Origin of the sequence: Microcoleus sp. Pol12A5 (assembly GCF_036701435.1) — a bacterium.
In the GTDB taxonomy this organism is placed as follows: Bacteria; Cyanobacteriota; Cyanobacteriia; order Cyanobacteriales; family Microcoleaceae; genus Microcoleus.
Genome location: NZ_JAUBQU010000043.1, coordinates 23,677 through 49,266, shown reverse-complemented (window position 1 = coordinate 49,266; position 25,590 = coordinate 23,677). Strand labels below are relative to the sequence as shown.

At 45.2% G+C, this 25,590-nt stretch carries 16 protein-coding genes and 4 pseudogenes; 7 read left to right on the top strand and 13 right to left on the bottom strand.

Features of this window, described 5'->3' with window-relative positions:
* Positions 1-115: 115 nt before the first annotated feature.
* The 3 genes from QUA45_RS14010 to QUA45_RS14000 all read left to right on the top strand — a co-directional run bounded on the left by QUA45_RS14010 (position 116) and on the right by QUA45_RS14000 (position 2,555).
* Positions 116-268 (top strand): hypothetical protein, encoded by a 153-nt coding sequence (locus tag QUA45_RS14010; protein WP_333221151.1) that lies wholly within the window; start codon positions 116-118, stop codon positions 266-268.
* A gap of 42 nt (positions 269-310) precedes the next feature.
* Positions 311-544, top strand: coding sequence for a hypothetical protein (locus tag QUA45_RS14005; protein ID WP_333095939.1), 234 nt, complete (start codon positions 311-313; stop codon positions 542-544).
* Between the two features lie 280 nt (positions 545-824).
* Complete coding sequence (locus QUA45_RS14000) at positions 825-2,555, top strand: NAD(P)H-quinone oxidoreductase subunit 4 (protein ID WP_333095938.1); 1,731 nt, start codon at positions 825-827, stop codon at positions 2,553-2,555.
* 67 nt (positions 2,556-2,622) lie between these two features.
* Here QUA45_RS14000 and QUA45_RS13995 read toward each other — a convergent pair whose 3' ends face one another.
* From QUA45_RS13995 to QUA45_RS13980, 4 genes are all read right to left on the bottom strand, one after another.
* Positions 2,623-4,266, bottom strand: a complete 1,644-nt coding sequence (locus tag QUA45_RS13995; RefSeq protein ID WP_333221149.1) for an NB-ARC domain-containing protein — start codon at positions 4,264-4,266, stop codon at positions 2,623-2,625.
* Between the two features lie 307 nt (positions 4,267-4,573).
* Positions 4,574-6,538, bottom strand: a complete 1,965-nt coding sequence (locus QUA45_RS13990; protein WP_333095936.1) for an ABC transporter ATP-binding protein/permease — start codon at positions 6,536-6,538, stop codon at positions 4,574-4,576.
* A gap of 220 nt (positions 6,539-6,758) precedes the next feature.
* On the bottom strand, positions 6,759-7,598 hold the full coding sequence (locus QUA45_RS13985; RefSeq protein WP_333095935.1) for a DUF1361 domain-containing protein: 840 nt from the start codon (positions 7,596-7,598) through the stop codon (positions 6,759-6,761).
* A 291-nt stretch (positions 7,599-7,889) separates the two neighbouring features.
* Positions 7,890-12,155, bottom strand: a complete 4,266-nt coding sequence (locus tag QUA45_RS13980) for a PAS domain S-box protein (protein ID WP_333221147.1) — start codon at positions 12,153-12,155, stop codon at positions 7,890-7,892.
* Positions 12,156-12,613: 458 nt separating this feature from the next.
* Here QUA45_RS13980 and QUA45_RS13975 point away from each other — a divergent pair, with 458 nt between their 5' ends.
* The gene (locus QUA45_RS13975; RefSeq protein ID WP_333151144.1) at positions 12,614-13,981 is read left to right on the top strand and encodes a TldD/PmbA family protein; all 1,368 of its coding nucleotides are present in this window, start codon (positions 12,614-12,616) and stop codon (positions 13,979-13,981) included.
* A 265-nt stretch (positions 13,982-14,246) separates the two neighbouring features.
* Here QUA45_RS13975 and QUA45_RS13970 read toward each other — a convergent pair whose 3' ends face one another.
* Positions 14,247-15,638, bottom strand: coding sequence for an ATP-binding protein (locus tag QUA45_RS13970; RefSeq protein ID WP_333221145.1), 1,392 nt, complete (start codon positions 15,636-15,638; stop codon positions 14,247-14,249).
* A 157-nt stretch (positions 15,639-15,795) separates the two neighbouring features.
* Positions 15,796-16,746: an ATP-binding protein gene (locus tag QUA45_RS13965; RefSeq protein ID WP_333095931.1), complete on the bottom strand. Its 951-nt coding sequence runs from the start codon at positions 16,744-16,746 to the stop codon at positions 15,796-15,798.
* Between the two features lie 56 nt (positions 16,747-16,802).
* On the opposite strand from QUA45_RS13965, the pseudogene QUA45_RS13960 reads away from it, so the two are divergent.
* Positions 16,803-17,661, top strand: a pseudogene (locus tag QUA45_RS13960) (IS630 family transposase).
* 43 nt (positions 17,662-17,704) lie between these two features.
* Here the strand turns inward: QUA45_RS13960 and QUA45_RS13955 are convergent.
* From QUA45_RS13955 to petB, 5 genes and pseudogenes are all read right to left on the bottom strand, one after another.
* Positions 17,705-18,020, bottom strand: a pseudogene (locus QUA45_RS13955) (IS5/IS1182 family transposase); the annotation flags it as partial.
* Between the two features lie 53 nt (positions 18,021-18,073).
* A pseudogene (locus QUA45_RS13950) lies at positions 18,074-19,567 on the bottom strand (IS5 family transposase).
* 123 nt (positions 19,568-19,690) lie between these two features.
* A pseudogene (locus tag QUA45_RS13945) lies at positions 19,691-19,993 on the bottom strand (transposase); the annotation flags it as partial.
* A gap of 307 nt (positions 19,994-20,300) precedes the next feature.
* Complete coding sequence (gene petD / locus QUA45_RS13940; RefSeq protein ID WP_333095930.1) at positions 20,301-20,783, bottom strand: cytochrome b6-f complex subunit IV; 483 nt, start codon at positions 20,781-20,783, stop codon at positions 20,301-20,303.
* Between the two features lie 184 nt (positions 20,784-20,967).
* Positions 20,968-21,636, bottom strand: a complete 669-nt coding sequence (petB, locus tag QUA45_RS13935; protein ID WP_015174799.1) for a cytochrome b6 — start codon at positions 21,634-21,636, stop codon at positions 20,968-20,970.
* A 585-nt stretch (positions 21,637-22,221) separates the two neighbouring features.
* On the opposite strand from petB, the gene ctpA reads away from it, so the two are divergent.
* Entirely contained in the window at positions 22,222-23,460 is a 1,239-nt protein-coding gene (ctpA, locus tag QUA45_RS13930) for a carboxyl-terminal processing protease CtpA (protein WP_333095929.1), read from the top strand.
* Positions 23,461-23,683: 223 nt separating this feature from the next.
* Here the strand turns inward: ctpA and QUA45_RS13925 are convergent, their stop codons facing one another.
* Positions 23,684-24,100 (bottom strand): slr1601 family putative cell division protein, encoded by a 417-nt coding sequence (locus QUA45_RS13925; RefSeq protein WP_333095928.1) that lies wholly within the window; start codon positions 24,098-24,100, stop codon positions 23,684-23,686.
* A 285-nt stretch (positions 24,101-24,385) separates the two neighbouring features.
* Complete coding sequence (gene psaM / locus QUA45_RS13920) at positions 24,386-24,481, bottom strand: photosystem I reaction center subunit XII (RefSeq protein WP_015174804.1); 96 nt, start codon at positions 24,479-24,481, stop codon at positions 24,386-24,388.
* Between the two features lie 337 nt (positions 24,482-24,818).
* Here psaM and QUA45_RS13915 point away from each other — a divergent pair, with 337 nt between their 5' ends.
* On the top strand, positions 24,819-25,589 hold the full coding sequence (locus QUA45_RS13915; protein ID WP_333095927.1) for a TerC family protein: 771 nt from the start codon (positions 24,819-24,821) through the stop codon (positions 25,587-25,589).
* Position 25,590: the final 1 nt, after the last annotated feature.

Below are 25,590 nucleotides of genomic sequence, written 5' to 3'. Positions count from 1 at the left end.
CTTTGATAATTTTCGAGAACGCGTATTAGCTTGCTTTTCTAATTAGATAAAAATATCACCGCAACTTCAGGAGAGCCTATACTCCTAATACTGAAGGTGCTAATGTGGCGATGTGATGGAGTTTCTCTCGGAAGCAGAGGGAGGAGAATTATGGGTCAGAGCAACTCCGCCCTATGGCAAACTCCACTTTTACGAAGAGATTCTTCAAGTATCTACTTATGTCACTTACGATCCATACGAAGGTATTTTAGAAGTGCGCTATTTGTAAGATCGGCGGTATGTTTTACATTCAGCCAATGAGCAGGGGCGGGTGTGCATTCCACAACTGGAACTATATCTGGGGATTTGGTCCGGGGAAAGGTTGGGACAAACTATGAACTGGCTGCGCTGGTGGGATAATTTAGGTAATTTGTTGCTGTGGAGTTCAGAACAAGCTGAGCAAGAAAGGCAAAGGGCTGACCAGGAAAGCCAAAGGGCTGAACGATTGGCGGCTAAGTTGCGCGAATTGGGAGTCGATCCAGATTGCACGCTGATGGAAAGCTAATTTGCGATCGCCCTTAATACACAGAACTGATCCAACCCTCTACCAGAATAGGCGCAACCACAGGCAGATTGTGCCTACAAAACGCTATATTTTTTTGTCCCTAAGTCCTGAATCGAAAATCAAAAATTAAAAATCGAAAATCAATTGACGTTTGTAGCAATTCGTGATATTATTCTCCGCATTTGTCTCGATATAAAAAATATTTATGAATAAATCTTAAGTTTTAATTAAATTTAGTATTATAATTTTGGTAACTTCCAACTAAGTATTTATTCTCACTATGGTAGCGGATCAATTTCCTTGGCTGACCGCAATTGTCATCCTACCCCTCCTAGCTTCCCTCGCCATCCCTTTCCTGCCGGATACAGACGGCAAAACCATTCGCTGGTATGCCCTAGGCGTAGGTATTGCAGATTTTGTATTAATGTGCTGGGTGTTTTGGACTCATTACGATCCAAGCATCTCTACTTTCCAAATCGTAGAGCAATATTCCTGGATACCTTCTTTAGGCCTCAACTGGTCTGTGTCGGTTGACGGACTGTCAGTTCCGTTGGTATTGTTGGCGGGATTGGTGACGACACTATCAATCTTTGCAGCCTGGGAAGTCGATCGCAAGCCGAGACTCTTCTATTTCCTGATGCTGGTGATGTACTCGGCACAAATAGGAGTGTTCGTCGCCCAAGACATCATGCTGCTGTTCATTGTCTGGGAACTAGAACTAATTCCGGTGTACCTCCTCATCTCGATTTGGGGCGGACAAAACCGCCGCTACGCAGCTACAAAATTCTTGATTTATACCGCAGGCGCTTCCATCTTTATTTTAATAGCTGCCTTAGCAATGGCATTCTACGGCGGAGGCACCCCCACCTTCGACATGGTAGAACTTGGCTTGAAGGACTATCCACTGGGTTTAGAATTACTGCTTTATGCGGGATTGCTGATTGCCTTCGGTGTGAAACTGGCGATTTTCCCCTTCCACACTTGGCTACCTGATGCCCACGGTGAAGCATCTTCTCCCGTGTCGATGATTCTGGCCGGCGTATTGCTGAAAATGGGCGGATACGGGCTGATTCGGCTGAACTTGGAACTTCTTCCCCAAGCACACGTTTACTTTGCACCGATTATGGCGGTGCTCGGCGTGGTCAACATTATCTACGGGGCGCTGAATTCCTTCGGCCAATCGAACATGAAGCGCCGCTTAGCGAATTCGTCGATTTCTCACATGGGATTCGTGTTGTTGGGTATTGCTTCCTTCACGGATTTGGGAATCAACGGGGCGCTGTTGCAAATGATTTCCCACGGTTTAATCGCCTCAGTATTGTTTTTCCTGGCTGGCGTTACTTACGATCGCACCCATACAATGATCATGGACGAGATGGGCGAGATTGGAAAAGTCATGCCGAAAGTGTTTGCCTTGTTTACCGCAGGCGCGATGGCATCCTTGGCACTCCCCGGCATGAGCGGTTTTGCTAGCGAACTCTCAGTGTTTGTGGGCGTCGCAACTAGCGATATGTACAGCAGTTCTTTCCGCGCGGTGACAGTGTTCCTGGCTGCCGTAGGACTGATTTTGACGCCTATTTATTTGCTCTCAATGCTGCGACAGTTATTTTATAACTGTGGGACACTAGCGGCTTGCGACCTTGAGGATCTAAATTTGCAGAATCAGAGAAAAAATCTGGATGAAGCGGTTTGTTTTGGTAATAGTTGCGTTTTGCCGGGTGATGCACCGTTTATTGATGCTAAACCTCGGGAAGTGGCGATCGCCTTTTGCTTTTTGATACCGATTGTCGGCATTGGTTTTTATCCCAACATGGCGATGCAAGTCTACGATGCCAAGACTGTCGCAGTCAACGCAGAAGTCCGCCAATCTTACATCCAAATCGCTCAACAAAATCCTCGGATTTATGCGAATCAACTTTTGGTTCCCAAGATTGCCCAAGCTCAAAAATCGCCTGCTTTGGACAAAATTACACGGTCTGAATCTGCATCGGTTTTTGGCATTGTCAAATAATTTTATCGAATTCTGTTTTTGTTAAAAATTGGGCGATCGCTTTTGTCAAAGGGCGATCGCTTTTTTCTTATCGCTGAATTTCTGAAATAATCTGTGCCAGATTCTGCCTAGCATATCCCACCTCAAGAATCGATTCATCCTCCAGATCCGAGACAACTTTATTCAAGATCTTTAGCGGTTCTTCAGAGCCTGTCGTCTTCACAAACAAAACTTGCAACCGATTTTTTACTAATGCTAAAATAGAGCTACTTGGTTTGCCTTTATCGCCTTTCCGTTTAGCAATGTTGATGCTCAAGTTGTGAGTTTTCAACAGCCGCATTCTTTCTCTTCCTTGCGTCTTAACTGTCTCCAAAACCTCTGCTCGAATCTGCTCCACTAATCTGTCGGTAACATATTGCACTATCAAAGGCTGAAGCATAAAAAAAGTTTCCCCGCCCTCACTGATTTTGTCAATCAGCGAGCGACGACCCAGAGAATCGAGATTTTTCAGCAAATCTGAAAACGATGAATTGACGAACATCTGCTCTCGTAAAGTTGGCAGGGAAATCGGGGTTTGAGCAATAGCAATCCAGTAGGCAATATCTTGTTCTGAGCTCGATATTCTATCGAACTGCTGCGCCAACAAATTGCTGATATGTTCTTCAATAAATAAAGCCGTTGCTTCCAAAAGCTTGAAAACATTCCCCTCGAAAAACTCATTAATTGTTGTCGCTACAATCTTTAATGCTAACAGATTGCCTCCGTACCGAGATAACAAGATTTCCAACTCTCGATCTTGAGGCAACAAACCTTTTTCTTGGAAAATTTCCCGGGCTATTTCCGAGGAAATAGCAGGTTTTAAAGACCGCACTTTTTCTCCCGCCAGCAAAGCCAGTTCTGTAGGTTCTTCCGAACTAACTAGCAGTAAACAGCTATTGTGATTGACCTCACACAGCCGCACGATTAGATCTCGATATCCTTCGTAGCCTTCCCGGTAGTGTCCCGCTAATTCTTCGGGTCTGAGAACCGCTTCAAAATCGTCTAAAATTACCAGACAGCGGTGTTTCCGCAGATACTCGACCAATCGCGAAATTTTGCTGTTGAGGTCGATCCTCTTCGAGGGCTCGGCTAACGGCACATCGGGTTTTTGTTGGTTAGAAAAAAGTTGAATTAAGCTTCCTAGGAAATCGGATGGTGCTGGTGTCGATCGCAGGGATCGCCAAATCACAAAATCAAACTCATTCTGTACCTGTTTTGCCAACTGCACTGAAAGAGTTGTTTTGCCGCTACCAGCCAAACCCAGCAGCGCTACCAGCCGACAATTATCTGATACAATCCACTGCTTTAAAGTAGTTAATTCTTCAGTCCGTCCGTAAAAAACCGAAACATCCGGTGCTTGGCCCCAATCTTCCTGTCGGTGTCCAATCGCCATTTTCAATAGAGAGCCTTTACCTCGACTAAAATCGCTCGTTCCCTGATCGGTGTGGTATGAAAACAGCAACTGATGCCTCAATTCCGAAAGCTTTCCAGGGCCGTTCCCCCCGATATGAAACTTTTTGTAAACTTCGCCGAGTCTTTTGCGAACCGCGATGTCGCTAATGCCAAGCTTGGTTGCAATTGTCGCCGTAGATTGACCGTCGAGAGCCATAAAGACTGTTTCTAACTCGGCATCTGTGACGCCGCGCTCCTTAGCGATCGTTTGCACAAAGCTTTGAGGAATCGGAGTAGTCAAGGTAAGAATCTCGCCTATACTAAAAATCTATCTTCCATTATATTCTGTGAGTTCTCGCGGGCGAGCAATTAAATCGAATCCGCCAAAGTTCAGCTTGCTTTTTGTTTGGGCAGTTTTAGATATTTATACCAATTATCGATCGTGATACCACTTCAAAAAAAGAATACAACTTTAGTAGAACCTATTATAGGGTTGGTGGAGCCGCGGCGATTCCTCTGTAGAACCCAACTATAAATCTTCAACCGCGCCTCCACCCACCGCGCACCCACAACCGGGTAAATGTACAATCCCTGAAAGCAGTGCTGTCTCAGCTAAAAACCTTCGTACTAGCGCGGTATTCTTCCGTCGAAACCAGTCGCCAACCCCCATCGCCCAAAAGTTCCAAAACTTGCTGGTGATATTGCAACAAACTCATTCTGTGACCGACACTCACAAAAGTAGTTTTAGTGGCTTGCAACTGCTCGTATAAATGTTGCTCGTTCTTCAAATCCAAAGCACTTGTCGCCTCATCCAAAATAGTATATCGCGGTTCCGTCAATAACAATCTAGCAAAAGCTAAACGCTGTTGTTCTCCCAGCGACAAAATCTCACCCCAATCTAAATCCGCATCAAAGCCGCCCAATCTTTCCGGCAAATCTGCTAAGTTTACTGATGCCAAAACGCGACGCAATTTTTCCTCATCAACCTCGCTGCTGGTGTTGGGATACAGAAGTTGCGATCGCAAACTACCCAAAATCATATAAGGACGCTGCGGCAAAAACAGCATCTCCCCCAATTCCGGCCGCGCCAAACGGCCCGTTCCCGATTCCCACAAACCCGCAATTGCCCGCAGCAAAGAACTCTTCCCAGCACCGCTTTGGCCGACAATTAACAGTCCTTCACCGGGCTGCACTGCTACCGACAAATCGCTAATCAAAGTCTTTTGATGCTTGGGAGTATCTAAAGTAACGTGTTCCAGTGTCAATTGCGAACTTATAACTGTATCGATTGTTCTGAAGTCTAGTTGTACAGCAGTTTTTTGATTTTTTATAGAGTCATTAAACGTGGCTAAACGATTAATTCCCGCTGCAAACAAACTCAAGCTTTCAATCCTATATACAACCAAAGAAAAGGCATCGGAAACCTGACGAAAAGCAAATTCAGCTTGAGTAATATCACCGTATCGGATCTCACCTGCAAAGTAGATAGAAGCCAGGAATAAAGAAGGAATAATATAAGTTGCATATCTATAGCCCACTCTAAAATATCCCAGATTTCGCTGCCAACCAATTAGCAAATTAAAGTTCCGAACAGCTTGTAAAAAGCGGTGTTTTACCTGAATAGATTCCTGTGCTTCTCCCCGGTAAAAAGCAATTGATTCTGCATTGTCCCGAATGTGAACCAATCCATAGCGAAAGTCAGCCTCTTTGGAGAGCTGGTTGAAGTACAAAAATATCAACCTTTTGCCAAAAATTACCATGACTGTCGTGCCAAAGACAGCATAAATAATTAGTCCGAGCGAAAGAGCTTTGGAAATAGACCAGAGAATCCCTGTAAAAGAAATAATATCGATAACTGCTCCCAATATCAGCAGCAAAAACTCTAAACTTGTGCTAGTGAAAGATTTGATATCTTCCGCAATCCGCTGGTCGGGATTGTCGATTTCCTTCTGAGAATTGATTTCGTAATAAGCGCGGTTTTGCAAATAACTACCTAGGAAACTATCAGTCATCCACTCTCGCCAGTACAATCCCAGTTTATCTTGAGTATACCCGTAAATAACAACTATCGGGGTACCGATAATAAAAACTCCAGCATAAACCCACATAAACCGCCAAAAAGTAATTTGATCTTTTTCAGCCAGCGCTGTCGTGAAAAAATTACTAATATAGCTAATGACTACGTTAATTCCGCTAACAGACAGCGACAAAAATAGCAGCAGAGCTAACATTATCCACTGCTTCCAGCGCGGTATCAGCTTGCTTCTAAAAAAGACAAAAGCAGCCAGCGGGAGGATTAGCATTAAACCAACGATCGCAATTGTCGGTGAGTAGATAATTTCTTTGATTAAAGTAGCTAAGCCAGCCGCAACCCCGTTAAAAGCCTCTGGAAATAAGACTTGAGCAACCAAACTAATAACACTGACAGCCACAAACATCGCAGCGAACAGAAATATCAACAACAGCACTACTAATCCTAAAAAGATTCTGCCACCTCCCGGCTCTAAAGGATAAAAGTAAGGTTGAGCGATCGCAATAAATCTCTGCCACAACTGACGGTCAAATCGATTCATCTTTGCTGTTTACAAAACTACTTTGACTTTTCTAACATATCAAGCCTGGTGACAAAATGCAGCAGTAATTTATTTCGGACTTTCGCGAAAATTTTGTCTCACCCACAGACGGAAACTTGTTTTCCGAGTTAACTGGTTGACAGAAAAAGCTTAGGAACTTACTTCAAGCTTTTAGATTCATCTGTTGAATCAATTATTTAATCTCAAATCTCAAATTGCTCTAGCTGGAAGAAGTTGCGCTATCGCCGGCCAAGTCGGACTGCAATTTACTGCTGTAAAATCGTTGGCTAATTCCTAAAATTACTTGTTTCATTAGCCAGTACAAAACAGCAATTACTACAAAAGTTACCGCCATGACTAAGACCGGACGCTTGCCTATCAAATCGTTCATTACGGTGTTAACTAGCGCATCGGGGTTAGTCAGAATGTCCCAACTGTTGAAGCGGATAAATCGCCCTAAGTAAATGCCGATCGCCGAAAGTGCGTGTATAGTTATCTCCGTTGCCAGGATAAATTTACTCCAACCCTGTTGCTTCAAATAGTAACCCAAATTCATTACCGACAGCACGTAAGCCCCAAACCCAACCAGCATAAACGCCAGATACTGCGGGATCAAAGCTAGAGTCACAATCCACACCGAGTTCCCCTCTTTAATCTGACGTATGAGGTGAATGATATCAGTTAAAACGTAGGGCGCATTAGGCAAAAATGCGATAAACCAGAAAAAACCGCCCCACCACCGGAGAGAGCGAACTCCGCGCTGCCGGAGTACCCAAATGTCTACAGCCATCAATGCGAGTGTAATGGCGATCGCGCCCAAAACGTAAGTTTTGCCCACATCTTGCACAATGTGCTTCAGATAAGCCAAAACATGGCGCGTACTGGGCAAAAAAGTAGCGCCCAGGAGAAAGGCCGTACCCCACAGCAGCCAGGGCGATCGAGGTTTGCGGAACAGCCAAAAACTCAGGCCCAGTGGTACTAAAGCCAAAAACAAATTCCAAGACATCCACCGGACATTGTGTCCCATTGCTTGCAGCGCTTCCAGGATAAATCCCATCATGTCAATTTTTATACAATTAAAGGTTTGATGCAGCACCGCTTCCTTAGCAGCTTCAATCTATTTTAGTCGTTAACTTGTAGGGTCCGTCACCTTATGACCCCAAATGCCACGCCTGAAAATCAGGAACTGCTAATAGTTGTAGGGTGCCTCAGCTTATGACTCGACGCCCGCGCCTGAAAATCTAAAATCGACTGACGCCCTCTACCACTGTGGAGTGAATTCTAAAATCTAAAATCTAAAATCTAAAATCTAAAATCTAAAATCGACTGACGCACCCTACTATTCATGCACTTAGTCAAACGGAATCTCAATCTTAAAAGTCGTTCCGCATCCTATGGATGAAATACAGTCAATCTTACCCTTGTGCTTTTCCACCACAATCGAGTGCGCGATAGACATTCCCAGCCCCGTACCTTTTCCCACAGCTTTCGTAGTAAAAAACGGGTTAAAAATTCTATCAACTATTTCATCGCGAATGCCCGTACCGTTGTCCGAAATTTCTACCCTAATAGTTTTCTGGGGAGTTACACCCGTGGAAATAGCAATCCGTCCACTCTTTGTCTCTGATTCTGGAACCGATAACTGGTGATATCGTTCTTCAATAGCATCAACTCCATTAGCAATAATATTCATAAATACCTGATTCAGTTGGCTCGCATAGCACTCCACAAGTGGCAGTTTTCCAAAATCCTTAATTACTTCAATTTCCGGGCGGCTGTCTCGACTCTTCAAGCGGTGCTGCAAAATTAACAATGTACTCTCAATTCCCGCGTGAATATCAACCGGCTTCATTGCCGATTCGTCGAGTCGCGAGAAATTTCTGAGGGACAACACAATTTGCCGGATACGCTCGGTTCCTACCTGCATTGAACCCATAATTTTTCTTAAATCCTCAGCCATGAAACCCAAATCAATCTCTTCTATGCGAGCGAGAATTTTTGAATTAGGTTCGGGATACTCATGCTCGTAAATAGTCACCAGATCGAGTAACTGTTTTGTATACTGGTTGAGATAATCAATGTTAGCGTGAATGAAGTTAACGGGATTATTGATCTCGTGAGCGATCCCTGCGACTAATTGCCCCAAAGAAGACATCTTTTCAGTTTGAATGAGCTGAGTTTGAGTAGAGCGCAATTCCAGCAGCGCTGACTCTAAATCTCGAGCTTTTTCTCTTTCTCGCGCCTCGCTTTGCCGCAGTGCTTCCTCTGCTTGCTTGCGAGTCGTAATATCCTGGGAAACTCCAATTATTACTTTAGCCTTACCGTCCGCACTCCTGCTAAAAATAGTATCCCGACTTTGCAGCCACAACAATTGACCGTCTGCTGCCAGCACCCGGTACTCAATTTCCCTAGTTTCGCCATCTTCAACTCCTGTAAAGCTGGCGTGATGTTTCCCAATTTTAGGCAAATCTTCCGGGTGTATTAGCTGAGGCATTAGTGACGAATCCATCGCTGTAATGTCATCGCTGCTATAGCCCAAAAGCTGCTTCATTGAAGTATTAGTGTAGATATTTCGCTGTTCTTCCAAATCGTAGAGATACAAAATACCGGGAGTAGCATCGGCTACTTTTTTAATGAACTGCTGGCTTTCTTGCAAAGCTAACTCAGCTTGTTTGCGATCGGTAACATCAACGGTGATGCCGTCCCAAAGAATATCGCCATTTTCTTTAGCTTCAGGACGCGAGTTTGTCTGAAACCAGCGAACCTTGCCCGAAGGCAGCACCAGCCGTCCTTCCCACTGCCAAGGCTGCAAAGTTTGCGCTGAAATAGCAACAGATTCGCAGTAATTTTGGCGGTCGTCGGGATGAACCAAATCTGTTAGCAAAGCCGAATTTTGCAGAACAGCTTCTGGTTCTAACTCAAACATTTCTAGGGAACCAGGACTCATGTAAGGGAAGCTAACAGAGCCATCTGCACGCAACAAACATTGATAAATGATTCCCGGCAAATTAGCAGATAGCTTTTGGAATCTTGCCTCACTTTCCCGCAGTGCTTCTTCTGCTTGTTTGCGCTCCGTAATGTCAGTAATTGAACCCACCATGCGGCCTGCTTTTCCAGATGCGTCCCACAAAGCTTGTCCCCGACTCAATATCCATTTGTAGGTGCTGTTGTAGCACCACAATCGGTACTCGGTGATGTAATGCGGCGTTTTCTTGTTTAAGTGGTCTTGGAGAGCTTGCATTACTAAGGTTAAATCGTCGGGATGCGTACCCCTGTTCAATTCGCCAAAGTAATCGAGAGTTTGGCTGTGTTCGTATCCAGTTATTTCTTTAAATCGATCGGACAGGAATAGTTCCCCTGTTTGCAAGTTCCAATCCCAAATGCCGTCATTGTTGCCTTTGAGTGCTAACTGCCAGCGTTCTTCAGTTTGCATCAATTGAGCAGTTCTATCTTTGACTCTATTTTCTAGTTCTTGATTTAGCTTTTTGAGACTTTCTTCGGCATGGTTGCGTTCGATCGCAATTCCTGCTAAATTAATAATCGCTTCTATCAATTGCAACTCAAATTTTTGGGGGTAGCGGGGTTGGGGATAATACATTCCAAAAGTTCCCAAAACTTGACCCTGAGATGAGAAAATAGGAGTAGAAAAGCAAGCTCTCAGTCCAAAACTCAAGGCTAAATCTCGAAAATTTTTCCACAAAGGATCGCTGGCAATATCTGTAACGATTACCTGTTGGCGACTAAAGGCAGCAGTGCCGCAGGAACCGACATCCGGGCCGATGGCGATGCCATGAATAGCAGCATTGTAGCTGTCGGGCAAACTGGGCGCGGCTCCGTGAAGTAAATGTTCGCCATCTGGAGCTAGAAGCAATATCGAACCCATGACATCTCTAGATTGCTGCTCGATAATTTTAACTAAAGTATTTAAAGTCTCGCCAAGAGTTGCGCCCTTAGCAATCTTTTCTAAAATTTGTTTCTGACCGGTTAACCAATTTTCAGCTTGTTTTCGCTCCGTAATGTCGCGAGCCACCCACAGAACCGTTTTTTCTTTCATCGGCGAAATTGTAGCGGCAAACCACTTTTGTATGCTGGCAATTTCCAGGTTATATTCAAAAGTAAAGGTTTGATTTTTAGCTAGGGCGGTGCGAATTTGCTCCAGAAAAAATTTTCCTTTTTCTGGATCGAATAAATCGTTAATTTTTTTACCTGCAAATTCCGCCGTGTCCTTGTACAATAATTGGGGATTTGTCGGGGCAACTTTCAGGAACCGTCCCTCAATATCGAGCTCGAAAATTACGTCGTTCATGGCAGCGAACAAAGCTCGAAGTTCGGATTCTGAAGCTTGGAGGGCGATTTCAGCTTGTTTGCGATCGCTAATATCCGTCCCGATACAAAGCAGTCCTGCCAAATTTCCTTTCGCATCTAGTAAAGGTTTATTTGTCCACGCTATCCACACCTTTTCCCCTTTGCTGCGGATGCTTTCATTTTCGTTTTGGAAGTATTTTTCCGGCTGTGTCAAACAGTCTCGAATCATTGCCGCCAGGTCACTTTCGGATAAATCTGTTTTCGGTATAATTGTGCCGATCGCACTTTTGCCGATGATTTCTGCTTCTGAATACCCGAAAAAAGTTTCAGCAAACTCGTTAAAAAAAGTAATCTTGCCTTCACTGTCTAACTGCACAATCATGCTGTTAGCATTTTCAACTAATTGCCGGTACTTAACTTCGCTCGAACGCAGTTTCGCACGGCCGTACACCCAGCTAAAAACTGCGACCCCGGTCAGAAGTGCCAGCGAGTCGCCTCCGAAGAGCAGCCACCCCCTAAACGGCGAATTCGCAGGCCATCCTCCCGCCGGAATTGCTGCCAACTGCCAGGAACCGTTGGGTAAAGTCACTTCCAGCAGCACGGGATTGTGCTGAAAAATTGACCCATCACCGAAAAACACAGGGCCGGATGCTCCCTTCCCGTCTTTGCCCCGCAGAGCGTATTGGAGCTTCGCTGAGGAGTCGTTGAGTCCTGCTTCTTCAATCAGGGAATTTTTGTCGATGATCAAACCTGTCAAGCCCCAGTAAATTCCTGTTTCAGGCTCGGCGCCCGAAGGTGTGAGAAAAATCGGCGATCGGCTGATAAACGTCTCGTCCCCCTCCAGTAATTTCACGGGCCCGGCTAGCAAAGTTTTTCTGGTGTAGATAACCTCTTTGACCATTTGTCGCTGTGCGGGTAGCGCCGTCAAGTCAACCCCGATCACCGCTTCATTTCCCTCCCGTGGATAAATGTAAGCGACCCTCGTGCCTTTAACTAAAGTTATGGCGCGAATGCCGGCTTGCTCTGCCACCAGAATTCTCGCCGTCGCTGCAAACTCGGCTTCGGTGATGTTTGGGTTATTGGAAAGGTAAGCCCCCAAACCCCGCGTCAAAAACACGCGGGAATTCAAAGCGCCTTCGAGCTTAGAACGGACTGTGCTGAGGCGATCGAGGGTGCTAGCGCGGTTGTACTGCAAAAACCGTCGCTGTTCCGATCGATCTAAAATGCCAACTCCGACCAAAATTGCTATTGATGCCGAAATAGCTGCTAAATACGGTGAAATTTGGAATTTTTTAACCTTAAAGTATTCCATCTGCCGGGGGTTAAGGTATTTTTTTACGTCTTTAGATAGATTTAGTTTAGTTTGATTTCTATAAACAAAGGCAAGCTTTCGGGGATACCGGGCTTTTCGCAAGCTAGCACGAGTTTTGGGTCTTCTAGGACGCCCGCTGAACGTGGGCGATCGGCTTGCCTCTAATCATCTATTCTGTGAACAAAGTTTTAAATCTCAAATTGACTGACCGAAAGTAATGTGGTCATAAGCCCCCGGATTCATTCCAAGGCGCAGGCTCAGGACGGATCAATCTAAAATCTAAAATCTAAAATCTAAAATCTAAAATTGGTTGACTCGGCATTTATCGGTTAGGGTGCGCCGCGCCAGCACCAGAGCGGTGGGGGAGCGCGCACCCGAAAGACTGGAGTTATTAGCTAAAATAGGTTTAGCAATAATTTTTTTCAGCGCTACGGCCAATCATTCATAGGGGCAATTTGATGCAAGAACAGTTGATGGAAGCGATCGCACCTTACCGCGATCGCGTGGATTATCTGGAAGTTCGCCTCGAACAAAGCGAGTCAACTGCGATTAGTTTTCGCGGCCCTCAGTTAGATGCTGTCAACCGCAGTTTTAGTCTTGCCGGCGGCATCCGCGCCTGTCATAAAGGCGGCTGGAGTTTTGTAACTTTTAACGGTTTAGCTGAGTTAAAAGACCGAATTGAAGAAGCTGTAGTCCAGTCTCGTTTGGTTGGCAGCGAAAAAACTCTACTAGCAGATGCCACCCCGATTCAAGATTATGTCGCGGTGGAATTGGGCCGCGACCCGCGCTCTATTACTCTAGCCGAAAAGCGGAAATTGCTCGAATCTTACAATCAGTTGCTGTTAGATTACGACCCGCGAATTCAGACGACAATGGCAGGTTACAGCGACAGATTCGGCATTACTTATTTTGTGAATTCTCAAGGTACTTGCATCGCTCAAGAGCGCTTGGACGTGACCGGGCGTTTCGGGGCGATCGCCCGCGGCGAGGGCGGTGTCGTCCGCCAAGGGTTTGAGTCGATTCACTCGCGATCGGATTACGATGTCTTGACAAATATTGAAGATCGTGTTAAGAGTGCTGCCGTTCGAGCTGTAGGCCAACTAGAGGCGAAATCAGTGAAAGGCGGTCAGTATCCGGTGATTTTAGACCCTTATTTGTCGGGGGTTTTTATTCACGAAGCTTTCGGGCATTTGTCGGAAGCAGACGGCATTTACGAAAACCCGAAAATGCAGGAATTGTTGACTTTGGGCAAGCCTGTGGCGATCGAACAATTGAATGTAATTGACGACGCAACTGTGCCGGGATTGCCGGGAACTTTGAAATATGACGACGAAGGCGTGCCGGCTCAGTGCAAGCATTTAATTAAAAATGGAGTTTTAGCCGCTCGGATGCACAATCGCGAGACTGCGGGCAAAATGGGCGAAAGTCCGACGGGAAATGCCCGGGCTCTGAGTGCTACTTTTATGCCTTTGGTGCGGATGACTAATACTGCGATCGAGTCTGGCGAACATTCTTTTGACGAAATGGTTGCCGACATTGACGAAGGAGTTTATGCAGTGCGGATGTTGGGAGGACAAACCAACGGCGAAATGTTTACCTTTGCGGCGGCTCAAGGGTTCATGATTCGTGACGGCAAATTAGCCGAACCCGTGAGCGATGTCACTTTAAGTGGCAATGTATTTCAGACTTTAAAAGATATTGAGTCTATAGGAAACGACTCGGTTTATGCCTACGGCGGTTGCGGTAAAAATGGCCAAAGTGGTTTGCCCGTCAGTGTCGGCGGCCCCCATCTCCGGATTAAAAATGTTGTAGTCGGAGGAAGGTAATCATTAGTCATTAGTCATTAGTCATTAGTTCAAAACTGACGCAACTGGCACATGGTGAAGGCGTGCTTGCGCCCTCACGCCTCACCTTAACCAGTCCGGGACACTGATAAGTTGACAAATCACTCAAAATCTACTATTGACGGCTTCAGCTAGGTCGTTCGGTGTTCGGTGTTTGGGAGACTTCAGAAATTACAGAAAAATTGGGGAAGTGCGATCGTGATATGAGATTTTACCAGAGTTTACCCTGATTTTTATTTAATTCCCCTTAACTCGCCTTCATCTGTACCCGATCCCTCTGGTTAATGGGAATCTCAATCACAAATTCTGCACCTTGATCTGGCTGCGAAAAACACTTCAAATCTCCGCCGTGCTTCTCGACAACAATCTGATAGCTGATCGATAATCCCAAGCCAGTGCCATCACCCAGAGGTTTAGTGGTGAAGAAAGGATTAAACAACCGATTTATTACATCGCTTGTCATCCCCGATCCATTATCTTTAAAACAGATTCTTACCCATTCGCGATTCAGCATAGAAGTAGCAATCGTAATCGTCCTAGGCTCGTTTTTAATTTGCTCCGGGCTGCCTTTTTTATCATAGTGATTCAAGGCATAAATGGCATTGCTCAAGAGATTCATAAATACCTGATTCAACTGACAGGCATAACATTCTATTTGTGGCAAATCTCCGTATTCTTTAATAACTTTAATAGACGAAGAATTCGGCTTAGCCTTGAGCTGACTCTGCAAAAGCACTAGAGTGCTATCGATTCCCTCGTGAATATTAACGGGTTTCATCTCAGCTTCGTCTAGGCGCGAGAAGTTCCGCAACGTCAGCACAATCTGACGGATACGTTCTGCCCCCAATTTCATCGAAGACAGCATTTTAGGCATATCCTCTTGGATATATTCCAGCTCTATTTTCTCAATTAAAGCATCGATTTCAGGGTATTTATGGGCATCGTGCTGCTGGTAAAGCGTGATTAAACTCAATAGCTGATGAGTGTAATCATTTACATAAGTTAAGTTGCCATAGATGAAGTTAACTGGATTATTAATTTCGTGGGCAATACCTGCAATTAGTTGTCCTAAGATTGACATTTTCTCAGTCTGAATAAGCTGAGACTGGGTGCGCTGTAAATTTTGCAATGCCAGTTCTAATTGGATGGCTTTTTCTCGCTCTCGCGCTTCCGATTGCCGCAATTTATCCTCTCTTTCTTGGCGGGAGCGCTCGTTTTCCTTTAGCTGTTGCACATGGCATAAAGTTTTGTTAATTGTAATTTCTAAATCCTGAAAATTTAGAGGCTTAATTAAAAAGTCAAATGCCCCGCCGTTCATTGCCTTTCTGATATTTCCCAAGTCGCCATAGGCAGATATAACTACTGTTTTGACCATAGTAACTAGCTCGTTAAGTTTCGCGAGCAAAGCCATGCCATCCATGACTGGCATATTAATGTCTGTCAGTATAATATCTATATCAGGCTGCTCTCGCAACGTTGAAAGCGCTTCTACGCCATTGTGTGCAAAAAAAACTTGGTATTCTCCAGTGCGGATCTTTTGTCTAAATTTCTGGCAAATTAAAGATTCTAAATCTGGCTCGTCATCCACAAATAATATTTTAGCTGGCAGATTGCGAGCTATTTCGGTCGTAGGCGACATTTTTTGAACTCCTGGGTTTCATTAAATTATCCGACGAGTAATATTTATCTACTTTACGTTTTATTATAGATTATTTCAGAAGTAATGAAAAGGCTGATTTGTACAATGGCAAACCGGATGGCTGGAATAGGCTCTGAGTTTGATAGAAGTCGATTGATTAGCTAAGGTCGAGTGCCGCCGTAGTTTGTCTGATTGGAATTTCAATCCATAACTCTGTTCCCTGCCCCACCTCGGAAAAACAGTTCAATGCGCCCCCATGCTTCTCCTGTACAATTTGGTAGCTTATATAGAGACCCGAATCGGTACCTTCACCTACAGGCTTAGTAGTAAAAAATGGTTCAAAAATGCGGTCTTTCACCTCGGCCGTTATTCCAGGCCCATTGTCCCGAATTTGAATGACGACAGGGGATTTTTCCTCTAGCAGAAAAGTGCGAATAGTAATGGCCAGCGGGCAAGGGAGGATGCGTTGTTTGTTGTACTCATTCAAAGCATCAATCGCATTAGAAAGGATGTTGATAAACACCTGGTTGAGTTCTCCGGCATAGCATTCCACTAAAGGCAGATTGCTGTACTCCTCGATCGCTTGAATCTCTGGACGCGCGGCCCTTGCTTGAAATTGATTATGCAAAATCAGCAGGCTGCTTTTTATCCCGTCGTGAATGTCAACCGACTTTATGTTAGCTTCCTGTAGCCTTGAGAAGTTACGCAAAGACCAAACAATCTTCTGAATGCGGTTAACACCTCCTTTCATCGGAACCAAAATTTGGGGTAAATCTGCTATCATAAATTCCAAATCTATGGCTTCGGTTTCAGCTTGAATCTCAGAACTGGGAGGGGTGTACTGCTGATAAAGATGCAGCAGATGCAGTAGGTCTTGAATATAATCACTGACGTGGCTGATATTGCCGTAGATAAAATTGATGGGGTTGTTAATTTCATGGGCAATCCCCGCAACCACTTGACCCAAAGAAGACATTTTTGCGGTCTCAATCAGTTGAGCTTGGGTCTTTTGTAAGTCTTGCATATAGTTGTGTAAATGCTGAGCTTCTTCTCTAGCGCGGGCTTCTGACTCCCGCAAGCGCTGATTTTCTTTTATAGCAACCGCCAAGGCGGTTACGGTGTAAACTGGAAGTAGTATCTGATGCTGCCCGGATCGCCCGACCCTTGCCAAAACCCTACATTTACGACCTACGTCAGAAAGTCATTCAAGCTATCAAACTAGATGGATTAAAGATTAGTGAAGCGAGTATACTGTTTAATATCAGTTGCAACACAATCGGCTTATGGTTGAAGCGACAAACCGAAACAGGAGACTTTTTAGCATTACCTAATAAGCCAAACGGTAACGGTCATAAAATTAGTGATTGGGAGAAATTTCGTGAGGCAAGCCAAGACTCATGGGGATAAAACTCAAGTTGAAATGGCCTCACTTTGGGATAGAGAAATTAGCTCACGCATAATCTCGCGGGCTTTGAGAAAAATTGGTTTTACTCGAAAAAAAAAACCTACGGCTACCGTCCGCGGGATGAAGTCAAGCGTCAGGCTTTTGTAACCGAATTGTCCACCATTCCCTCGGCTCAGATTGTCTATGTTGATGAATCTGGCATGGATAATAGAGACCAGTATGATTATGATTGGAACGAACAGGGGCAATCGGGCCGAGGTGAGGGTAGGGTAAATATGATTGCTGCTCTATGTAACCAAAAATTGCTCGCCCCTTTTACCGTCGTTGGAGCGTGTAATCGAACAGTTTTTGAAATGTGGCTAGAAACTTGTTTACTGCCAACACTTGTGACAGGACAGGTGGTGGTGATGGACAATGCCACGTTTCATAAAGGTGGTCGAATTGAGGAATTGATTCAAAGTCTAGGGTGTAGATTGTTGTATTTACCGTCGTACTCCCCTGATTTGAACAGGATTGAACAAAGAAGAGTCTTGGCTCAAAAGTCGAATCCGCAAACAATTAAAGCGGTTTGACTTTTTACGTGATGCGATCGAAGATGTCCTACGCCTTGCATCCTAACCGCCTTGGCGGTTGCTATAATTGCCTCTCTTCTTTTGTTTCAGGTGGGTCGTTTTTGTTTGGCTACTGCTAAATAGTCTTTTCTTACTAGATTACGGTAAATTATTGGTTTTTTCTGTGATTTGTTTATACAGGATGTCTATGATTTTTTCTGTATGAACTCTAGCCCCATTTAATATTCCTAAGTCGGTTGGAAAACTCATGTCGGCTGGGGCACAGGTAGCATCTACGAGCAAGTTTCCGCGATTAAGTGAGTCATTCTTGGCGTCCGAATCCTTTTTTTTCTGGTTTAATTGGGGTGAGGGGCGGATTTTTTCAACCATTCTTTCGTTGACTTTATTAATCAAGTTCGGACTAATTAGGGCTTGCTGAATAATTGATCGCCAGCCAAGAACAGGTGCGATCGATATATTCAAGCAGAGTTAAATATAAGTTTTTTCTGTATCGAGTCCCCCCAATTATAATTGGGGATTATCTTCAACCTAAAAACAGGTGTTCTGTTTCCAAATAGACAGAAAAACACACACAAAACCAGGCGCCACCAGGTAGCAAGGTTCATGACTAAAAAAGTAATTGCAATAACTGTACCAGATGTATTATCGAGTTTAGCCATCACTCGATTCAGACCGAATCTTCGTTTTCCTTGCCCAAATTTGCCCTCAATCGAATTTCTCATTCTTTCATCATATGCGGCTTGCTTCTTTTTTGCTTTACTCACATTTGCTGGGGGTCTTCCTAGAGGTGGCCCACTAATTATAATGCCTCTTTCTTTACACCATGCTCGGTTTTATCTTGTACGGTAAATGCGATCGGCATGAACGGACTCGGGATAATATCCGGTGAACCTATGATATGCTTCTACTTGTGCTTTTAAGTCCCCTGATTCGTTAAAGTTATCCCAGCTCATCCGGTCTAAAAATACATATCCTTCAAAACAACTTGCTGATAGTTTTGCTCCAAACTCTACGCTTTTCCCGGCTTTTCCTCTGACTATAGGACGAATATGGGGTTGACTTAAACTTACTATTCTATCCTCAATACTCTGTTTATTGTTGTCAAATAACCACTGTTGTTGGCGAGCGACTTCTGTGAGGACTAGCAAGGTTTTATATTGCTTTTTATTCAGACCTTCTAGGCTCGCACCCGCATCAATTAGCTGTTCAATATGAGCCTGGTTTCTTTTGATGTATTGAAGTTGTTTTTTAATTGCCTGTATTCTTTTGTTGCGTGTGGGTCGTCTTTGTTTCGCTACTGCTAAGTAGTCTTTTCTCGCTAGATTACGGTAGGTTCTTGGTTTTTTATGGGTTTTTTCTTTGATTTGTTTATACAGGATGTCTATAATTTTTTCTGTATGAACTCGCGCTCGGTTTAATAATCCTAAGTCGGTCGGATAACTAATATCGGCTGGGGCGCACGTTGCATCTATGATTAATTTTCCGCGATTGGGTGACTCATTTTGGGCGTCCGAATCCTTTTTTTTTCGGGTTTGACGCTCGGTGATTTCTCGCATTTTTTCAACCATGCGTTCGTTCACTTTATTAATTAGGTTGGGACTAATTCTTTGCCGAAAATGTACTAATAGGGATGGGTCAAATGGTAGTTTATTGCTGTAACTTGATTGACCGATGAAGTATTGCAGATAGGGGTTTTCGCGGATCTGTTCGACTGTTTCGCGATCGCTAATTCCTAATTTTTCTTTAATAATTAATGCCCCCAATGCCATCCTAAACGATTTGGCTGGTGCACCATGCGCTGTAGGGAAATTGGCCGCATATTCTGATTCAAATTCAAACCACGGGATTATTTGGGCCATTTTTACCCAATGGTTGTCCGCTGACAATTTAGACCCGTTGGCTAGTTCAAAGTCTAAGGCTGGGAGGGGAGCAAACTCAGCTTTTCTGTACACGAGCGCAGGTGGTGATGCACGGGTTTTGATCTATTTTACCTGTTTATTTTGCACTTTACCCTCGATCTCGATCTCGCATAACCCAAGCCACGTCAAGTGCGATCAATATATTCAGCAAGCCCTAATTATTTGTTGAAAATTAACTAATAAAGATGGGTCAAAGGGTAGCTCGTTACTGTAGCTTGATTGACCGATAAAGTATTGTAAATAGGGGTTTTCCCGTATTTGTTCTACTGTGAGGCGATCGCTAATTCCCAGTTTTTCTTTGATGATTAATGCTCCCAATGCCATCCGAAATGATTTGGCCCTTAAGCCCTTTTCTGTGGGGAAGTTTTCAGCATACTCTGCTTCAAACTCTGACCAAGGAATTAGTTCGGCCATTTTTATTCAACGGTTGTCTGATGACAACCTTCCTTCAAAGGGCAGTTCAAACTCGGATGGGAGACTTGAGGCAAGCTCAGCTTTTCTGTAGGCGCTCGCACTGGGTGATGCAAGGGTTTTGTAGTATTTTACCTGTTTATCTTGCACACTTTTGTCGATCGCACGAGTCCATAACCAGGCCGTCTAACCTTTGTGCACTTATCCAGCAAGCCCTAAATAAAAAATCCCCAATCCCAACTCTAAAATCTAAAATCTAAAATCTAAAATAAAATGACGCCCGCTAAAGTTTCCCACCAGTACAAAAGCACTTTACAGGAAACCCGCAGGCGTCATAATCAAGCAAACTTAAATCTTAGAAAAGACCCAGTGTGAAAGATTTGTCGATCGGGAAGATAGCACCAATACCCAACCACAGAGTTACCGCAGTTCCCAACAGGAAAACAGTAGTAGCAACAGGGCGGCGGAACGGATTTTGGAACTTATTAACATTTTCGATGAACGGAATCAAAATCAAGCCAAGGGGAACACCAGCCATGCAAGCAATACCCAACAATTTGTTAGGCAAAACGCGCAGGATTTGGAACACAGGCCACAAATACCATTCCGGCAGAATTTCCAGCGGAGTAGCAAAAGGATTAGCAGGTTCGCCAACCAAAGCCGGGTCTAGTACGGCCAAACCCACGCACAGAGAAATCGTTCCCATGATCACTATAGGGAAAACGTAGAGCAAGTCATTAGGCCAAGCTGGTTCGCCGTAATAGTTGTGACCCATGCCCTTAGCGAGCTTAGCGCGGAGCGCGGGATCGCTCAAATCTGGTTTTTTGATAATAGACATAGTGAGAGTGTTCTCCTTTTAGTTTTACCCGGGCCTGCCATTCCGCTGTATTCGTTAGTTTGAATCAGCGGCGCGATCGCAGGAAGTATTAGCCGTAAATAAATATCATGAGCGATGAATTCTGAATTTTCAACTCACAATTCAGCGGGGGGGCAAAAAAAGTACCGCCCCCCCAACTCAAAACTTACAACGGGCCAGAGATACCTTGCTTGCGAATCATCAAGAAGTGAGCCAGCATGAAGACTACAATCAGCCAAGGCAACACAAAAGTGTGCAAGCTGTAGTAGCGAGTCAAAGTGCCTTGACCGACGCTGACACCGCCGCGCAGCAGCTCAACCATCAAAGAACCGACAAACGGGATAGCTTCGGGGACGCCGGAAACGATTTTAACTGCCCAGTAACCGATTTGATCCCAAGGCAGGGAATAGCCTGTCACGCCGAAAGAAACAGTGATGACTGCCAAGATTACTCCTGTCACCCAGGTTAATTCGCGGGGCTTTTTGAAGCCGCCTGTCAGATAAACCCGGAAGATGTGCAAAATCATCATCAGCACCATCATGCTGGCAGACCAGCGGTGGATGGAGCGGATCAGCCAGCCGAAGTTGACTTCAGTCATCAGGTATTGCACTGAAGAAAAAGCTTCTGCTACCGTGGGACGGTAATAGAAAGTCATGGCGAAGCCAGTGGCAAACTGGATCAGAAAGCAAACTAAAGTAATTCCGCCCAAGCAGTAGAAAATATTGACGTGCGGGGGTACGTACTTCGTAGTGATGTCATCGGCGAGCGCCTGAATTTCCAGGCGTTCCTCAAACCACTGGTAGGTTTTTGAGTCGGTGATTTGTTTAGAAAACATGGAGCCAGAATTCCTAAAAGAATATTGCTGTGGTTGAGGTTCAGGGCAGCAGCCACAAGGTTTTTTGTCGCCCCGCGCCGAGCAGCTTGCTTTTATTAGCAAATGCCTGAGGCTATTTTTTAAATTTGGAGCTGACGAAAGGAACTCTATTGTGCGATCGCCTGCAAGCCCTGGGAAACTAAGCGGTGGCTTGTCCCTACTCGCTGGCGTTGCCCGATCGAATTCCAGACTGTGATAAAAAATGTAACATAATTGCCGTGCAATTTTCACACGAGCGAAGCTTTTGCCGAGTCTCAAACACCATGTTCTGCAAGCTCAACATCCGCCCCTACCAGGCATACAGCCAAGAGCCGAGCTACAGACTAAAGTCCGAGCCTGCCTGCGGGTCGCTGGGGCATTAATTTTAATATTAATGATAAAACTTCACTCATTTTGCGATTAAATGTTACATTTAACTAATTTTTTGTTGGCGGACTTTTGACTAATCCCGAATGCCTTGGGGAGAGTTAAATGCCCAAAACCTTAAAAGCCTACAAACTTAAAATACACGAGATGCAATACTTGCCTATCTTTTACAGAAAAATCATGCACAGACGAGTTTTCCAGATTGCTATTGTACTTTTCCTCCAAGTCGCCCTAGTTCTAGGCGGGTGGACGCAGCCTGCGGCGGCGCTGACTCCTGAACAGCAGCTATTGAGCGAAGCTTGGCGAATTGTCAATCGCTCTTATGTGGACGACAGCTTCAACTCTCAAAACTGGTGGTCGATTCGCCAAAAAGCTGTCAAGGAACCGCTTAACGACAGACAGCAGACTTACACGGCTATTCAGGGGATGCTGGCGAAACTCGACGACCCCTTCACTCGACTGCTGAAACCCGAACAGTACCGCAGCTTGCAGGTCAACACTTCGGGAGAATTGACGGGAGTGGGGCTGCAAATTGCGATCGACCCCCAGACAAATGCCCTGACAGTGGTGGCTCCTTTGGCCGGCTCACCGGCGGATAAAGCTGGTATCCAACCCCTCGATCGCATTCTGAAAATTGATGGCACTCCTACCTCAGAATTGACCCTAGACGAAGCAGCAACTCGAATGCGCGGCCGCATCGGCACTGCCGTTACCTTGACCTTGGGGCGCGAGGGAAGGGACGTTGCTGAGGAAATTGAGCTAGTGCGCGATCGCATAGCGCTGAATCCGGTTTACGCCGAATTGCAGTCGGGGTCGGAAAATTTGCCGGTGGGCTACATTCGCTTGAGTCAATTCAGCGCTAACGCCACTGAGGAAGTCGCTCACGCTATCGACCGCTTGGAAAAACAAGGAGCCGCCGCCTACATTCTCGACCTGCGAAACAACCCGGGCGGACTGTTGCAAGCAGGAATTGAAATTGCCCGCCTGTGGCTCGATTCCGGGACGATCGTCTACACGGTGAACAGACAAGGCATTCTCGGCAGTTTTGAAGCCTCTGGACAAGCCCTAACTCACGATCCGCTGATTGTTTTGGTGAACAAGGGAAGTGCCAGTGCTAGCGAAATTTTGGCTGGTGCGCTGCAAGATAACGGCAGAGCTCAACTGGTAGGAGAAAAGACTTTTGGCAAAGGACTGATTCAGTCGCTGTTTGATTTGTCTGACGGTTCCGGGTTGGCCGTGACTGTTGCTAAGTACGAAACACCTAACCATAAAGATATTAACAAGCTGGGGATTTCGCCCGATCGCGTAGTGCCTTTGGAACCCATTGCGCGCGATCAGATTGGCACCGAAGCAGACTTGCAATATCAAGCTGCACTGCAACTACTGAAAGAAAAAACCGTGCTGGCAAAGTCAGTATAAGCCTGAGTTTGAAGTTTTGAGATTGCAACAGGTGACAATACGCAGGTCTGTCTGTCTCTGCGTTTCGTTCGCCGGGACAGACAAGAATCATCCTAAAAACTCTTTTACTCAAAAGTGATATCACGTCCGACAGATTCATCTGTCATTGTTCGCTGTGCGAACCAATGACATACAAGAATGATGCACATCGGACGTGATATCAAAACCCAAAACAGCCCTTCCCTTAAGGTTGGGGGGTTGATTCCTCGGCGTCGGGTACGTCGGCTTCTTGCAAAATCACCGGACGCTGCTGCGGGTCAGCTTGGTTGCTTTGCTCTTGCATCACAGTTTTAGCAAGACTAGGGTCAAAGTAGCGGTTAAAGTCGGCTCGCGACTGATTTACTCGCCCTTGGGTAAGATTGACTTCAGCTTGGATTTCGTGCAATTTTTCTTGCACCGCCCGGTAGTGAGGCCAAAGCTGAACCAAAGCAGAAGTGGCACAGACTGAAAGTACCATGTTGACTGCCAACTTGACGCCTGTTTCGGCCGCGAGGGTTTGGTGAGGGTAAGAACGCTGACGGCTGCTACTGCGACGAGGAGTAACCCGAGGGGATTTTTTTACAGGACGCAGTGGGGTAACGGTGGGTTGAATCGCTTGCATAATGTTTTTTCAAATACCTGAGACTGACGTTTTAGAGTTCAAAAGAGCAAATTCTGAGCTTAACGCACACTCGCCGCTGTTTGTCAGGGTGCTGACAGCCAAAATTGTTGAGACAAAGGTGACGTGTGAAGACAGAATTTCCCCATAAAAATGCCTGCCCTTGCAGTCTCGTCTTGCTGAACACAAACAATCTACTGCACTGCGGCAGTAATTGTCTGTATCTGTAATGCGAGAGATTTAACTGGTCAGGCAGGCGTTTTGCGGTTCGCAACTGGTGTCTGGAAACTATTTGTACAGTTCAGTTGACAGCCGGAAAGCCAAGATTCCGGGAATCAAAGCAATTACGAGCGCTACGTAGACTTGGGTATCTGTTAAAGACATATTCGCAAAACTCCTTTTCGCGGGCACGAGCTTTCACCAATTTGAGACAAATTGGCACTTTTGGGAATCATTTGTTACAACTTGCAACACAAATGGTGCGTCCGGGGGGAGTGCCCCAGTGGTCCAGTGACCCAGTGGCGCAGTTTTTGAGTCTTGGAGGGGGATAATTTTTCCTTGTTGCCTGGGACTGCTTGCTTGGGAAGTTGTTCGGACGATCGCCTCCCACAGAATTACCGCGTTAGGTTAAGATTTAAATGAAGGTGACACTAATTTTAGACAGAGCGGGTAATTTGCGCTGCGCTCGACCCTTGCCAATCTTAGGTTCACAAAATAGTTAATGCTAGATCAATTTCTCGACGCTTCACCCAATTTTGGAGTTGACGGCTTTTTATTATTGTTGGTTTTGGTGGCTTTGGAAGCTGTACTTTCGGCTGACAACGCGATCGCCCTGGCGTCTATTTCTAAAGGTTTAGAAGATGCCAAGCAACAGCAAAATGCTCTCAACTTGGGTTTGATAATTGCTTTTGTCCTGCGGATCTTACTAATTTTAACGGCTACTTGGGTGATTCAATACTGGCAGTTTGAACTGCTTGGCGCTCTCTACCTGCTGTGGCTGGTTTTCCAACATTTTACTTCAGATACAGATTCTGAAGGAGAACATCACGGGCCCAGATTTGCGACTGTGTGGCAAGCAATTCCCATGATTGCTTTTACGGATTTAGCGTTTTCCTTGGATAGCGTTACTACTGCCATAGCTGTTTCTGATAACACTTTTATCGTCGTAACAGGCGCTACTATTGGAATTATTGCCCTGCGATTCATGGCCGGGTTGTTCATCCGCTGGCTGGATGAGTTCGTTCACCTAGAAAGTGCTGGTTACATCACAGTTGGGTTCGTGGGACTGCGGTTGTTGGTGAAAGTAATTAATCCAGATTTAGTTCCTCCCCAATGGCTGCTAGTTTCCAGTATCGTCTTGATGTTTGTGTGGGGATTTTCTAAGCGCACTCTAGAGCCAGCGGAGATTGCAAAATCTCTAGAAATGGCTCTCAATCAGCCGGATTCAGAACTTGCTGTGCGAGAATCTCAAGGACAAAAGTCCGAAAATTAAC